This is a genomic window from Pseudorhodobacter sp. (genome assembly GCF_030452865.1).
In the GTDB taxonomy this organism is placed as follows: Bacteria; Pseudomonadota; Alphaproteobacteria; order Rhodobacterales; family Rhodobacteraceae; genus Pseudorhodobacter.
Genome location: NZ_JAKDLJ010000054.1, coordinates 1 through 13,657, shown reverse-complemented (window position 1 = coordinate 13,657; position 13,657 = coordinate 1). Strand labels below are relative to the sequence as shown.

General features: G+C 59.5%; 16 protein-coding genes. 8 read left to right on the top strand and 8 right to left on the bottom strand.

Going from position 1 to position 13,657, the window contains the following annotated elements; all coding sequences use genetic code 11:
* The 4 genes from L0H65_RS05340 to L0H65_RS05325 form a co-directional block, all read right to left on the bottom strand.
* Window positions 1-624: heparan-alpha-glucosaminide N-acetyltransferase (locus tag L0H65_RS05340; RefSeq protein WP_301457802.1), on the bottom strand; the 624-nt coding region annotated here is incomplete at its 3' end.
* A 105-nt stretch (window positions 625-729) separates the two neighbouring features.
* Window positions 730-1,059 carry an enoyl-CoA hydratase-related protein gene (locus tag L0H65_RS05335; protein ID WP_301457801.1) on the bottom strand — a complete coding sequence of 110 codons (330 nt, stop codon included), beginning with the start codon at window positions 1,057-1,059 and terminating at the stop codon, window positions 730-732.
* A 125-nt stretch (window positions 1,060-1,184) separates the two neighbouring features.
* Complete coding sequence (thpR, locus tag L0H65_RS05330) at window positions 1,185-1,730, bottom strand: RNA 2',3'-cyclic phosphodiesterase (RefSeq protein ID WP_301457800.1); 546 nt, start codon at window positions 1,728-1,730, stop codon at window positions 1,185-1,187.
* Window positions 1,727-2,827, bottom strand: coding sequence for an acetoin utilization protein AcuC (locus tag L0H65_RS05325; protein ID WP_301457799.1), 1,101 nt, complete (start codon window positions 2,825-2,827; stop codon window positions 1,727-1,729). Before L0H65_RS05325 ends, thpR begins: the two co-directional genes overlap by 4 nt.
* Before the next feature lie 145 nt (window positions 2,828-2,972).
* Here L0H65_RS05325 and L0H65_RS05320 point away from each other — a divergent pair, with 145 nt between their 5' ends.
* From L0H65_RS05320 to L0H65_RS05310, 3 genes are all read left to right on the top strand, one after another.
* Window positions 2,973-3,458, top strand: coding sequence for an NUDIX hydrolase (locus L0H65_RS05320; protein ID WP_301457798.1), 486 nt, complete (start codon window positions 2,973-2,975; stop codon window positions 3,456-3,458).
* An 81-nt stretch (window positions 3,459-3,539) separates the two neighbouring features.
* Window positions 3,540-3,977 (top strand): DUF1178 family protein, encoded by a 438-nt coding sequence (locus L0H65_RS05315; RefSeq protein ID WP_301457797.1) that lies wholly within the window; start codon window positions 3,540-3,542, stop codon window positions 3,975-3,977.
* A 197-nt stretch (window positions 3,978-4,174) separates the two neighbouring features.
* On the top strand, window positions 4,175-4,942 hold the full coding sequence (locus tag L0H65_RS05310) for a class I SAM-dependent methyltransferase (RefSeq protein ID WP_301457796.1): 768 nt from the start codon (window positions 4,175-4,177) through the stop codon (window positions 4,940-4,942).
* Window positions 4,943-4,946: 4 nt separating this feature from the next.
* Here the strand turns inward: L0H65_RS05310 and ubiG are convergent, their stop codons facing one another.
* Window positions 4,947-5,687 carry a bifunctional 2-polyprenyl-6-hydroxyphenol methylase/3-demethylubiquinol 3-O-methyltransferase UbiG gene (gene ubiG, locus L0H65_RS05305; RefSeq protein ID WP_301457795.1) on the bottom strand — a complete coding sequence of 247 codons (741 nt, stop codon included), beginning with the start codon at window positions 5,685-5,687 and terminating at the stop codon, window positions 4,947-4,949.
* 70 nt (window positions 5,688-5,757) lie between these two features.
* Between ubiG and pip the strand changes: the two genes are divergently transcribed.
* The 5 genes from pip (at window position 5,758) to infB (ending at window position 12,337) form a co-directional block, all read left to right on the top strand.
* Complete coding sequence (gene pip / locus L0H65_RS05300) at window positions 5,758-6,726, top strand: prolyl aminopeptidase (RefSeq protein WP_301457794.1); 969 nt, start codon at window positions 5,758-5,760, stop codon at window positions 6,724-6,726.
* A 168-nt stretch (window positions 6,727-6,894) separates the two neighbouring features.
* Entirely contained in the window at window positions 6,895-7,506 is a 612-nt protein-coding gene (gene rimP, locus L0H65_RS05295; RefSeq protein WP_301457793.1) for a ribosome maturation factor RimP, read from the top strand.
* Between the two features lie 33 nt (window positions 7,507-7,539).
* Window positions 7,540-9,153, top strand: coding sequence for a transcription termination factor NusA (gene nusA, locus L0H65_RS05290; protein WP_301457792.1), 1,614 nt, complete (start codon window positions 7,540-7,542; stop codon window positions 9,151-9,153).
* Between the two features lie 14 nt (window positions 9,154-9,167).
* Entirely contained in the window at window positions 9,168-9,803 is a 636-nt protein-coding gene (locus tag L0H65_RS05285; RefSeq protein ID WP_301457791.1) for an RNA-binding protein, read from the top strand.
* Complete coding sequence (infB, locus tag L0H65_RS05280; RefSeq protein WP_301457790.1) at window positions 9,800-12,337, top strand: translation initiation factor IF-2; 2,538 nt, start codon at window positions 9,800-9,802, stop codon at window positions 12,335-12,337. The genes L0H65_RS05285 and infB overlap by 4 nt, the downstream gene beginning before the upstream one ends.
* Before the next feature lie 274 nt (window positions 12,338-12,611).
* On the opposite strand, the gene L0H65_RS05275 is transcribed toward infB, so the two are convergent.
* The 3 genes from L0H65_RS05275 to L0H65_RS05265 form a co-directional block, all read right to left on the bottom strand.
* Window positions 12,612-12,785: a hypothetical protein gene (locus L0H65_RS05275; RefSeq protein ID WP_301457789.1), complete on the bottom strand. Its 174-nt coding sequence runs from the start codon at window positions 12,783-12,785 to the stop codon at window positions 12,612-12,614.
* 106 nt (window positions 12,786-12,891) lie between these two features.
* Window positions 12,892-13,290, bottom strand: coding sequence for an 8-oxo-dGTP diphosphatase MutT (gene mutT / locus L0H65_RS05270; protein WP_301457788.1), 399 nt, complete (start codon window positions 13,288-13,290; stop codon window positions 12,892-12,894).
* A gap of 75 nt (window positions 13,291-13,365) precedes the next feature.
* Window positions 13,366-13,657: bifunctional ornithine acetyltransferase/N-acetylglutamate synthase (locus L0H65_RS05265; protein WP_301457787.1), on the bottom strand; the 292-nt coding region annotated here is incomplete at its 5' end.

Here is a 13,657-nt window from a genome sequence, read left to right as displayed (position 1 = left end):
GAAATTCGGGCCAAGGCCGGTCCAGTAAAGCCATGGGACATCAAAGGCCGGACTGCGATAGAGTTGCGGCAGGGCGAAAATTGTGGCCCCAGCGATGAATGTCCCCCACCAGGTCAGCCGCAGGAAAACAAGTCCCAGAACGGAAGCCAGGGCGATGGAATGCAGGATACCGAAGAATATGAACTCTCGCGGCATCACAAAGTAGGTCGCGACAGTGATCAGCGCGGCACAGCCAACAAGTACCGCCAACCGCCGCGTGTATTTCGGCCAATTCACCGAAACCGGATGCGCGAGAAACAGGCTGAACCCCGCCAGCGCCATGAAACTGCCCGCAACCACCCGCGCGAACAGCGCCCAGAAACCGGAAACGGCGGTAGCGGGGCCGATATAGCCGAACATGCCGAGATCAAAGGTGAAATGATAGATCACCATGCCGATCACGGCCAGTCCTCGCGCCGCATCCAGCCAGATTACACGCCCCTGATTTGCGATTCTGTGCGCCTTGCCATCACCCCTGCCCTCTGCGCATAACCGAATCCGGCCGTGATGCCGACCCCAAATCTGCGACCTGCCTTTCGCTTTGGCCGCGCAGTATCGGGCGGAGAACCGGGTACGAATTTTCATTTTGTGGTTTGACCGTTTGATCGCGTTGCGCAACCGACCTCGGCGTTGGGAGAGCTCACCTTGATACCAGCAGGTCGCTTCCGCGGCTTGAGGTTGCCGGGTGTGCTACTCGGTATCGCCCAGCAAATTGTCAAAACGCGCCATCTCCTTCGCCATTTTTGCTTGAATCGCTTTCATCAGATCCTTCGCGCGGAGCATCCCGTCATTCCAGCCAGCGATTTGTTTCAGGCCGTCAGCCAGCGGATGGTCGCGTGCAAAGGTAATGGCCTGTTTGATCCCGGCAATCGCCAGCGGTGATTTCGCCGCAATGTCCTGCGCCAAAGCAAAGGCCGCGGCAAGCGTTGTGGCATGGTCAGGATGAACGGCTTTGACCACGCCCCAATCTTTCGCCTCCGCAGCGGAAAAGCGATGCCCGGCATAGGCCAATTCAGGCACGACTCCGGTGCCATCAGCTTTGGCAGGCGCTGCAGCGTGCCGACATCGGCGGCCATGTCGATATGCACTTCCTCAATCGCGAAGCTGGCATCTGCCGCCGCGATCCTGATGTCGCAGACGCAGCGTCAGCGTTTCAGCGGGTAGCGGAAAGCTTCGTCATAGCGCGGGCCATCCGGGGTCAGCGTCGATTGATAAAGCACCAACTCCGAAGCCTGCCACGGACCTGCGCGAAATCCGGCGCCGTTGACAACGGCGCGTTCCAACCGCGTCGCCGCTTCCGGGTTGAGGGCAGCAAAACGGCCCAGTGTGACATGCGGCACAAAACGGCACGCGGGCAGGGTGACGCCCGCGATGCGCGCGCAGCGTTCGACTTTGGATTGCAGGTGGGTCAGGGGTTCGGACGGATCCACAGCCGCCCAGACCGAATGGGGTTTGCCTTTGCCGAAGATGCCAAAACCCGACAGCGACAGCGTAAAACCGGCGCTGCGAAGCGCAAGCAATTCCTCATGCACCGCTTCCAGAACAGCGTCACTTTGTTCGCCAAGAAATCCGAGCGTGAGATGGAACTGCGCCGGGTCAACCTTGCGTGGGATCGGCAAGAGGAACTGCTGCACAGCCAATTGACTGCGCACCTCGTGAGGTACGTCGAGCGCGACGAAAACCCGCATCATGTCGCGCGTCCTATCGCGTCGGTCACCTCCGGCCGTATCGGCCCTTCGCGCGGCGGGTCGATCAGGGTTGTGAACATGCGCTCCGCCGGTCGGGGCCGACAGCCGCCGCCCCAGTCCAGCGCGCGCAGAACCGCCTCAGCGGGCGCAGGCAGGTGGTCTGGAACAAACTCCCCCGCCAATTCGGCCCAGACGCGGCTCCAGCAGCGGCCAACCGACCAGGGATTATAGCCGCCGCCGCCCAGAACCAGGAAGCGCGGCGCGAGCCCGAGCAAGGCCCGCACCACCTCGACATGTGCGTTGTTCGAAAGCCCAAGCCGTGCTAGCGGGTCTTCCTCCAGCGCGTCGGCTCCGCATTGCAAAACCACGGCGTCGGGCTTGAAGCCAACAACACTTGGCAGGATGGCGCGGCCCAGCACCGCCCGCATTTCGGTATCGTTGAAGCCGCGCGGCACCGGGATGTTGATGCAGTTGCCCGCACTCGCCGCACCGGTAAACGGCCAGCGCCCCGCCTCATGCACCGAAATCAGCAATGTATCGGGATCACCGGCAAAGCCCGCTTCCACCCCGTCGCAATGATGCGCGTCGATGTCGACATAGGCGATGCGGCGCGCGCCGTTCTGGCGCAGAACCTTCATCCCCAGCACTATGTCATTGAGGTAACAAAACCCGTTCGCCCGGTCGGGAAGCCCGTGATGGGTGCCACCCCCCGGTACATAGATCACCCCACCATCGCGCAACAACTCTGCGGCAAGCATCGTGCCGCCTGCGCCAGTTGCGGGGCGACGAAAGACCTCGCGATAAACCGGGTTCGACAGGGTGCCAAGGTGATACTGTCGGCGGTCAGTGTCGGTCGCGAAGCCCCGCGCTTCGGCGGAAAGGAGTGCTGCGATATAGTCCGGCGTATGCCACAGATGCAGTGCCTCCGGCTTGGCGCGCGGACTGGCCCGATAACGCCCCGCAAGCCAGCCCATTGCACCGCAGAGGTCGATCACCGTCGAGACGCGCGCCACCCGCAACGGATGCCCCGGCCCGTAGGAGGAGCCGCGATAAATCCCGGACCCGATGAACAGCGGGGTATTGGCGGCGACTGCTGACATTTCCCCAACTCTTGGCGCTGCATTGCTGACAAAGAAAGGTTGCTGGCTTGAAATTTCAAGCATTTTCAGGCAATCTTAACCAATAAGCCGAAAGAATGCTGCCCAATGGGCAGGTATGGCACGGGCAGTGGGTAACAGGTAGATCATGTCGAACACAAAGAACAATGGCACTGGCCCGGCCAGTTGCAGCCAGTTTGGCGCGCTGTGCTGGCGGCCGGGGGAAAACGGGGCAGAGGTGCTGTTGATTTCCAGCCGCGAAACCGGGCGTTGGGTGATTCCGAAGGGTTGGCCGATGACGGGACGCAGCGGCCCGGAGGCGGCGGCGATCGAGGCGTGGGAAGAAGCCGGGGTGACCGGCCCGATCATGCCCGATCATCTGGGATGCTTCACCTATGACAAGATCCTCAAACGCGATACCGATGCGGAACGGGTGCAGCCTTGCACCGTGGAAGTCTATCCTTTGCAGGTGACCAGCATCGCGCCGACATTTCCGGAATGTGATCAGCGCCGCCGCCAGTGGTTTGCACCCGAAATGGCCGCGCAGCAGGTGGCGGAGGAGGAGTTGCAGGCGCTGCTCATCGGGTTCCGGCCACCGCTTTTGCAGGGTATGCGCCAAGGCGGTCGGGCTTGATTCCGCTTGCGAATAGCTTAGGTAGGAATATAGGCCCGAACCAGAAATCTGAAAGGGCAGCAGCAATCTCTCAGGTTTTCGATGATACGCTATTCGCTCAAATGTGCCGCCGATCATGGCTTTGACAGCTGGTTTCAATCGGCCGCCGCGTTTGATGTGCTTTCAAAGGCGGGTCATGTCACCTGCCCCGAATGTGACAGTGACCAGATCAGCAAGACCCTGATGGCCCCGGCGGTTTCATCGACGCGCAATCCGGGTGCGGTGGGTGCGGCCCAGGGCGCGCTGACAACCCCGGCGAATGCGCAGGAAAAGGCACTTGCCGCCCTGCGGGCAGAGGTGGAAGCGAACTCCGACTACGTTGGCAAGAGTTTTGTGACCGAGGCGCGCAAAATGCATGAAGGCACCGCTACCCCGCGCGCCATCCATGGTGAGGCGCGGCTGGAAGACGCCAGAAAACTGCTGAGCGAAGGGGTGCCGGTGATGCCCTTGCCTTTCATGCCACCGCGCAAGGCGAATTGAGGGCGCGCGGGTTTTGGCGCTGCTGCGTGATTTTGCGCAGGGCGGCGGCCCGTCATGCGGTTGCAGCTTTTGGAAAAATGCAGGGTGAATTGTTTTGGAAAAATGCAGGGTGAATTGCGCTTATTCGGTTTCCTGCCCGCGATAGATCCAGCTATGATCCCGAAACGTCAATTTTCCCGTTGCAAAAAGGTTATTCCATGGCCCTTCCCGACGTTCTTGTCGCACATCTGATCGACACGATCAAAAGCAACGATTTGTCAGGGCGTTTTGCGATGTTGGGGCGGCAACGCTGGATTGGTACGCGCAAAGGCGCATCGGCGCGCCTGTTGGCCGATACGATGGCCAAATATCTGCCGGGCGTGACCGAAGATGCCCTGCACAACGCTGACGATGCCTATTCGGAAGCCCTGTTCAAGGTGCTGGGCTTTTCACAGGTCGACAGCATCGACTATTCGCCGTTCGAAGGGGCGAGCATCGTCCACGACATGACCAAAAAACTGCCGAAGGAGCTGCGCGGCGCGTTTGACGTGATCTATGATGGCGGCACCTGCGAACATATTTTCGAACTGCCGAAAGCCTATGCCAATATCGACAAGGCGCTGAAACCCGGCGGCGTGTTGATCGGGCATTCGCCGTGCAACAACTGGATCAACCATGGATTCTACCAGATTTGTCCGGAAATGATTTATGGCTACTGGGAGAAGGCGCGCGGCTATGAGGTGATCGACGTTATCCTGCAACCCTTCCGCCCGGCCGTGGCATTGAAGGGTGTCAGGACGACCAATCCGAATGTGACGGGTGTTCGCCCGCGTTTGCTGGGGGTGCTGCCGGAAAACGCGCCGGTAATGATCAATTATGTGGTGCGTAAACCGCTGACCAAGAAGAAGCGCGGCGGCGGCGTCTATCAGACCGACTATATGAACAAATGGGATGATGCGGAGGCAGGGGCGGACGCCGAGGCATAGTGGCTTAGCCCGGCTTCACGCTGGCGGTCACATAATTCACCGACAGGTCGCGCGCCGATAGCGACCAGCCCCAGGTGATCGGGTTGAACACCATGCCCTTTCGGTCGACCGGGCGCATGCCTGCCGCTTCCAGCATGGCATAAAGCTCATCCGGGGTGATGAATTTCGACCAGTCATGCGTCCCTTTCGGCAACCATCGCATTACCCATTCCGCCCCGACAATGCCCATCATGAAACTTTTTGGATTGCGGTTGAGGGTGGAACAGATCATCAACCCGCCGGGTTTCAGCAGCCCATGACAGGCGGTCAGAAATGCCTGTGGGTCGGCAACGTGTTCGACTACCTCCATATTCAGTACCACGTCAAACACCTCTCCCGCGACCGCCAAATCCTCTGCCGCGCAGTGGCGGTAGTCAATCGTCAGGCCCATTTGTTCGGCATGCACCTGTGCCACCGGTATGTTGCGCGCTGCCGCATCGGCGCCCACGACCTCTGCGCCAAGCCGCGCCATCGGTTCCGACAACAAGCCACCACCGCAGCCGATATCGAGCAGGCGCAAACCCTTGAACGGCAGTGGCTGCCTCAAATCGCGGTCAAACTCCGCCGCGATCTGGGCGGTGATATAGTCCAATCGACAGGGATTGAGCATATGCAGCGGTTTGAATTTCCCTGCTGGATCCCACCACTCCGCCGCCATTGCCTCAAACTTCGCGACTTCGGCGGGGTCGATTGTGTTCAGGGTCATCGGGCGCTCCTTATGATCTTGCGGTTTGCGGCGGGGACGGGCAGGCTTCGGGATACTATATAGGATCATCATGGACCAGAGATCAGGCCAAAAGAGCGCAGCGCAGTTTTTGTACCCGCCCCTCGACCCGTTCGATCAAAAGATCATGGAGGTTGGCGGCGGCCATAAGATTTATGTCGAACAATGCGGGCGGCCTGATGGTGTGCCGGTGATGGTGGTGCATGGCGGGCCGGGGGGCGGATGCAGCCCGGCGATGCGGCGTTATTTCGACCCCGCGTATTATCGGATCATCCTGTTTGACCAGCGTGGTTGTGGCCGCTCCCGCCCGCATGCCAGCGTGGAGGAGAACACCACCTGGCATCTGGTGGCGGATATGGAAGCGATCCGGACAACGCTTGGCCTTGGCCCGGTCATTCTGTTTGGTGGCAGTTGGGGCGCAACCCTCGCACTGGTTTATGCGATCACCCACCCCGAACACGTCGCGCACCTGGCATTGCGCGGCGTGTTCACCATGACGCAGGCGGAGCTGGATTGGTTCTATGGCGGTGGTGCGGGGCGGTTTTTCCCAGAGTTGTGGGCGCGGTTTGTGTCGGTGATTCCCGAAGGGGAGCGCGGTGATTTGATCGGCGCCTATCACCGGCGCTTGTTTTCCGGAGATATGGCCGAGGAGATGCGTTGTGCGCGGCTGTGGGCGAATTGGGAAAACGCGCTCGCCACAATCACAGGGCAAGCGGCGCAGGGCGAAGGCCCGTCCGAGTACGCCCGCGCCTTCGCCCGGTTGGAGAATCACTATTTCGTCAATCGCGGGTTTCTGGATCGGGATGGCTGGATATATGATCAGCGCTCGCGGATCGAAGCCATCTCCGCCGATGTTGTGCAGGGCCGTTACGACATGGTGTGTCCGCCCGCTGCGGCGTACCGGCTGACGCAGGGTTGGGCCAATGCGCGGCTTCATATGATCCCTGTCGCGGGCCACGCGCTGTCTGAGCCGGGAATTTCTGAGGCGCTGGTGCGGGTGATGGATGGGTTGCGACGTTAGGGGCGGGCATGGTCGGGGTGAACGCCGACCTGCGGTTGGGCGATTGGGACTTGCCAAGCCCGACTGATGCGCCTATATCCGCATCAACAGCAGTTTCAGGGTCCAAACCTGAACCTACCGACCTACCTCGCGGGCCTGTTGGCCCGTTTTTTGTTTTTGGGATACCCAATGTCTGACCTGATCGCCAAAACCGCCATTGATCGCCGCTTGGCGGAGATTATCACCCCGACCATCGAAGGGCTGGGGTTCGAGTTGGTGCGTGTGCGCTTGATGAGCGGCAAGACCAAGGTTTTGCAGATCATGGCGGACCGCCCTGAGGGCGGCATCATCGTTGAGGATTGCGCCACGATTTCGACGGCTGTTTCTGCGGTGCTGGATGTCGAAGACCCGATTGAGGATAATTATACACTTGAAGTATCGTCCCCCGGTATCGACCGCCCGCTGACCCGGCTTAAAGACTTTGATATGTGGGCCGATTATGAGGCGCGGATTGAGACGACTGAGTTGATCGACGGCCGCCGCCGCTTCAAAGGCATGTTGCGCGGCATTGAGGGCAATGAGGTGTTGATCGAGATTGAAGAAGGCAAGGAGCCGATCACCATCGGCTTGCAGTTCGATTGGCTTTCCGATGCCAAGCTGATTCTGACCGATGAGCTGATCGCGGAAATGCTGCGTCAAAAGAAAGCCAGCGGCAATTATGACGTAGCGGATTTCGATGAGATTGAAGAGTCTGAAGCGGATGAGGCTGACGTGGCCGACACCCCTGTAACGAAGCACTAACGGCAACAAAGCCGCCCTCTGGGAGAGAAACGAATGGCAATTACCTCAGCAAACCAGCTTGAACTGTTGCAAACGGCTGAGGCCGTGGCGCGGGAAAAGATGATTGACCCCGATCTGGTCATTCAGGCGATGGAAGAATCGCTCGCCCGTGCGGCAAAGTCGCGTTACGGCGCGGAGCTGGATATTCGCGTGGCGATTGACCGGCGCACCGGACGCGCGACGTTTACCCGCGTACGGACGGTTGTGGGCGATGATGAGGTTGAAAACTATCAGGCCCAGATGAACGTCAAGGATGCCAAGGCGCATTTGGCCGACCCGCAGGTTGGCGATGAGATTATTGACGAAGTGCCGCCCGTTGATCTGGGCCGAATCGCGGCGCAATCGGCCAAGCAGGTGATCTTGCAGAAGGTCCGTGAAGCCGAGCGTGACCGCCAGTTCGAGGAATTCAAAGACCGCAAAGGCACCATCATCAACGGTCAGGTCAAGCGCGAGGAATATGGTAATATCATCGTCGATATTGGCCGGGGTGAGGCGATTCTGCGCCGGAATGAGAAAATCGGCCGCGAATCCTATCGCCCGAATGATCGTATCCGTTGCTATATCAAGGATGTGCGCCGTGAAGCACGCGGCCCGCAGGTGTTCCTGAGCCGGACCGACCCGCAGTTCATGGCGGAACTTTTCAAGATGGAAGTACCTGAGATTTACGACAATATCATCGAGATCAAGGCAGTTGCCCGTGATCCGGGAAGCCGCGCGAAGATTGCGGTGATTTCCTATGACAATTCCATCGACCCGGTGGGCGCTTGCGTTGGTATGCGCGGCAGCCGTGTGCAGGCCGTGGTGAACGAATTGCAGGGCGAAAAGATCGACATCATTCCGTGGAACCAGGATCAGGCGACCTTCCTTGTGAATGCGTTGCAGCCTGCTGAAGTCAGCAAGGTCGTGATCGACGAGGAAGCCGGCAAGATCGAAGTCGTTGTGCCGGATGAGCAACTGTCCTTGGCGATTGGTCGCCGTGGTCAGAACGTGCGTTTGGCCAGCCAATTGACGGGCTTGGATATCGACATCGTGACGGAAACCGACGAATCCGCCCGCCGCCAAGCCGAGTTTGCCGAGCGCACTGGGTTGTTCATGTCCACACTGGATATTGATGAGATGATGGCGCAGCTTTTGGTGGCCGAGGGGTTTGTAACCCTGGAAGAGGTTGCTTATGTAGACACCGATGAACTGCTGTCGATTGACGGATTCGACGAAGGCACCGCAGGTGAGTTGCAGACCCGCGCGCGGGAATATCTGGAAGCGGCCAACACCAAAGCAATGGAAGCTGCGCAGGCGTTGGGCGTGGAAGACAGCCTGATCAACTTTGAAGGTCTGACCCCGCAGATGCTTGAGGCCTTGGCGAATGATGGCATCAAGACGCTGGAAGATTTCGCGACCTGTGCCGATTGGGAATTGGCGGGTGGCTGGACCACGGTGAAGGGCCAGCGCGTCAAGGATGAAGGGGTGCTTGAAAAGTTTGACGTCAGCCTTGAAGAAGCGCAGCATTTGGTGATGATCGCCCGCGTGATGTTGGGTTGGGTTGACCCTGCCGATCTGGAGTCCGATGGCGATGATGCAGCGGATTCAAGCGAGGAGGAGGAGGCCTGAGCGCCTCTGATCCAATGACACGCGGGGGCCGCGACAAAAAACGCGATGATGGGCCGGAACGCCGGTGCATCGTCACGGGGGAAAGCCAGCCGAAAGCCGGGTTGGTCCGCTTTGTGGTCGGACCTGAAGGTCAGGTGGTGCCGGATGTTCTGGGCCGCTTGCCCGGTCGGGGATTTTATGTAGTGTCGGACGGTGCGGCGATTGCCAAAGCGGCCAATAAGGGGTTGTTTTCCCGTGCGGCGCGACAGGCTGTCAAAACGCCGGACGGATTGGCTGAACAGGTGGAAACCCAGTTGGCCCGCCGTGTCATTGATCTCATCAGCCTTGCACGCAAGGCAGGGCAAGCGGTGACGGGATACGAGAAGGTTAAGGACTGGTTGGTGAAGGGCCAAGCGATTGCTTTAATCCAGGCCAGCGACGGGTCGGAGCGCGGCAAATCAAAGCTGCGCCCGCCGGAACGCAAGAACGGGTTTATCGGTTGTTTGACTGCTCAGGAAATGGGTTTGGCATTCGGCCGGGAACATGCAATACACGGCGCGCTTGCCGCTGGTGGACTCGGCCAACGTGTTGTAGAGGAAGCGGCAAGGCTTGCGGGTTTCCGTGAGCAAGAAGGCGGGACGCCCGCCGATGAGGATAGACAAGACGCATGAGCGATACAGACGGTAAAAAACCCCTCGGCCTTGGTGGCACCCCCCGTTCCGGGCAGGTGAAGCAAAGTTTCAGCCATGGGCGCACGAAAAGTGTTGTGGTGGAAACCAAGCGCAAGCGCGTTATGGTGCCGAAACCCGGTGCAACCGGCGCTGCGACCCCCGCGGCTGCGGGCAAGTCGCATTTGGGCGACCCGTCCAAGCGCCCGGCAGGCATCTCCGATGTCGAGATGGAGCGTCGCCTGACGGCGCTGCGCGCAGCCAAGGCGCGTGAAGTCGAAGACGCGGAGCGTCGCGCCTCTGAGGAGACCGCGCGCGAAGAAGAGCGTGCCCGAAAGAGGGAGGAAATCGACGCCAAGGAGCGCGAGGACCGCGAGCGCGAAGAAGCGTTGAAAGCGAAGGCTGACGAGGAAAACCGCGTCAAGGCCGAAGCAGAGGCAGAGGCCAAGCGGGCAGAAGCCGCCAAGGCTCCGCGTCCGAAACCCAGCGCTGCCGCCCCGGCCGCGCCTGCGGTGGATGAACGTGGCCCGATGGGCGCCAAGCCCGGCCTTGCGCCCGCGCGCAGCAAGAATGATCGTGACCGTGACAGCCGTGCCGACGATGGTGGCCGTGGCAAGGCCAAGGGCGCAGAGGACAGCCGCCGCACCGGCAGGCTTTCCCTGAATGATGCGCTGGCAGGTGAGGGCGGGCGCACCCGGTCAATGGCTGCGATGAAGCGCAAGCAGGAAAAGGCACGTCAAAAGGCGTTGGGGCAGCAGTCTCGGCCCGAAAAACAGGTGCGCGACGTGAAGGTGCCGGAAACCATCGTGGTTTCTGAACTTGCAAACCGGATGGCCGAACGTGCTGCCGATGTGGTCAAAAGCCTGATGAAAATGGGCATGATGGTCACGATGAACGAGCCGATTGATGCCGACACCGCTGAACTGGTGGTCGAGGAGTTTGGTCACCGGATGGTGCGTGTCTCGGATTCCGACGTGGAACAGGTGATTGCGTCTGTTGACGATGCCGCCGCTGACCTGAAGCCGCGTCCGCCGATTGTCACGATCATGGGCCATGTCGATCACGGCAAGACCAGCCTTCTGGATGCGATCCGCAAGGGCAACGTGGCAACCGGCGAAGCCGGCGGCATCACGCAGCATATCGGTGCCTATCAGGTGAAAACCGAAAAGGGCGCTTTGCTGACCTTCCTCGATACCCCCGGCCACGCCGCGTTTACGTCGATGCGGGCGCGGGGTGCGCAGGTTACTGATATTGTGGTGCTGGTCGTTGCGGCAGATGATGCCGTGATGCCGCAAACGGTGGAGGCGATCAAACATGCCAAAGCCGCGGGCGTGCCGATGATCGTGGCGATCAACAAGATTGACAAGCACGACGCAAACCCAACCAAGGTACGCACGGATCTTTTGCAGCATGAAGTTGTGGTAGAGGCGATGTCCGGCGATGTTCAGGACGTGGAAGTTTCCGCCAAGACCGGCAAGGGCATTGATAACCTGCTGGAAGCTATAGCACTTCAGGCGGAAATTCTGGAACTGAAAGCCAACCCGGAGAGGACAGCGACCGCTGCGGTGATCGAGGCGAAGCTGGATGTGGGCCGTGGCCCGGTGGCGACTGTGTTGGTTCAAACCGGAACCCTGCGGCGTGGCGATATTTTCGTCGTCGGCGAACAATGGGGCAAGGTGCGGGCGCTGATCAACGACAAGGGCGACCGTGTTGATGAGGCAGGGCCGTCTACACCAGTGGAGGTTTTGGGCCTATCAGGCACACCGCAAGCCGGTGACGTGCTGAACGTGGTGGAAACTGAAGCGCAGGCGCGCGAAATCGCGGATTACCGCGAGAAAGCCGCCAAAGACAAGCGCGCGGCCATCGGTGCCGCGACCACGCTGGAGCAGTTGATGGCGAAAGCCAAGGCCGACAAGGACGTGTCGGAACTGCCGTTGATCGTCAAGGCCGATGTGCAAGGTTCTGCCGAGGCTATCGTGCAGGCGATGGAGAAGATCGGCAATGATGAGGTGCGTGTCCGCGTGCTGCATTACGGCGTCGGCGCGATTACCGATTCTGATGTTGGTCTGGCCGAGGCGTCAAACGTTCCGATCATCGGGTTCAACGTCCGGGCCAATGCGTCGGCGCGGCAATCGGCGAACCAGAAGGGCGTCGAGATACGCTATTACTCGATCATCTATGATCTGGTGGACGATATCAAAGATGCCGCATCAGGCTTGCTGAAGGCCGAGGTGCGCGAGACCTTTATCGGATATGCGACGATCAAAGAGGTGTTCAAGGTGACCGGCATCGGCATGGTCGCAGGGTGCATCGTCACCGAAGGCGTCGCGCGCCGCTCCGCTGGGGTGCGATTGCTGCGCGATGACGTCGTGATCCATGAAGGCACGCTGAAGACGCTGAAACGTTACAAGGATGAAGTGAAGGAAGTGCAGTCCGGCCAGGAATGCGGCATGGCGTTTGAACGCTATGAGGATATTCGGCAGGGCGATGTCATCGAGATCTTTGAACGCGAAGAGATTGAACGAAGGTTGGCTTGACAGAGCACCGAGCTGGGGCGCCTCGCAGTCACTTGAATTCACCTGTGCCAATGAACGCGTTGTTCTTTGAAAACGCTGCCGTATTGGGACAGGTGCATTGGTGAGTCCGATCAAACGTGATGCGCTCTGATCCGCACCTGCGGGTCGAAGACGAGAAGAGATCAAGCCGGCGTTTGCTGGTTGATTTCGCTTCATCCAGTTGAAACCAAAAGGCCGGGCAATCTGCCCGGCCTTTTGGTTCCTGTATTAGATTATTGTGCTTGTCCTGATGGGGTCAGGCAGAGACGCAGCTATTTGCGACCACCTCCGGTGCTTTCCGTGCCGCAGCGATCGGTTTGCCGATAAAGGTTTTTTCATCGACGCGAACCATGATCTGACCATCCGGCAATTGACCGACCTGCAATCCCTGAATTGATACGCAGCTACCCAATGTAATTGTACGAAGCATGGCCGAGTCCCCCAACTAGCGTTTCAGCGAAGATACCGGGAATTTCGTTAAAATCCAGTTACATTTTGTCTCAAAACTATGGATTTCGAAGATAATTCGGATATTTTTACAACCAGTCGCGCAAAATCGGGATCAGCGGCAAGTCGGCAGGTGGCATCGGGTAGTCGCGCAGCCTTTCTGGGCGGACCCATGCAAGGGTCTGCCCTTCTTGTGCGACCGCAATACCCTGCCACTTTCGGCAGGCAAAAAGTGGCATCAGCAAATGAAAATCCGGATAGCTGTGGCTGGCGAATGTCAGGGGCGCTAGGCAGGAGGCCCAGGTATCAATGCCGAGTTCCTCATGCAATTCACGGATCAGCGCAGCTTCCGGCGTCTCCCCCGGTTCGACCTTGCCTCCGGGGAATTCCCACAGTCCGGCGAGGCTCTTGCCTTCCGGTCGTTGCGCGAGAAGGACGCGACCATCAGGGTCGATCAAGGCAGCGGCGGAAACGAGGATTGTTTTCATGTCGTGCTTTCGGGACGAGCGCCGGGGGGTTCACACCCCCCGGACCCCCTGTGGGATATTTTCACAGAGAAGATATCAGGAGCGATTGTCGGCATTGATGTCGATATAGCCGTGGGTCAGATCGCAGGTCCAGACCGTCTTTTTGGCTTTACCCAGCCCCATATTGACGCCGATCACCAACTCATCCTGTTTCATATAGGCAGAGGTTGCGTCTTCCGAATAGCCGGGGCTGCGCCAACCTTTTTCCGCCACCACCAGATCGCCGAAACGGATGGAGAGTTTGTCGCGATCTGCCTGCGCGCCGGATTTGCCGATCGCCATGACAACGCGGCCCCAGTTGGCATCTTCCCCCGCAATGGCGGTTTTC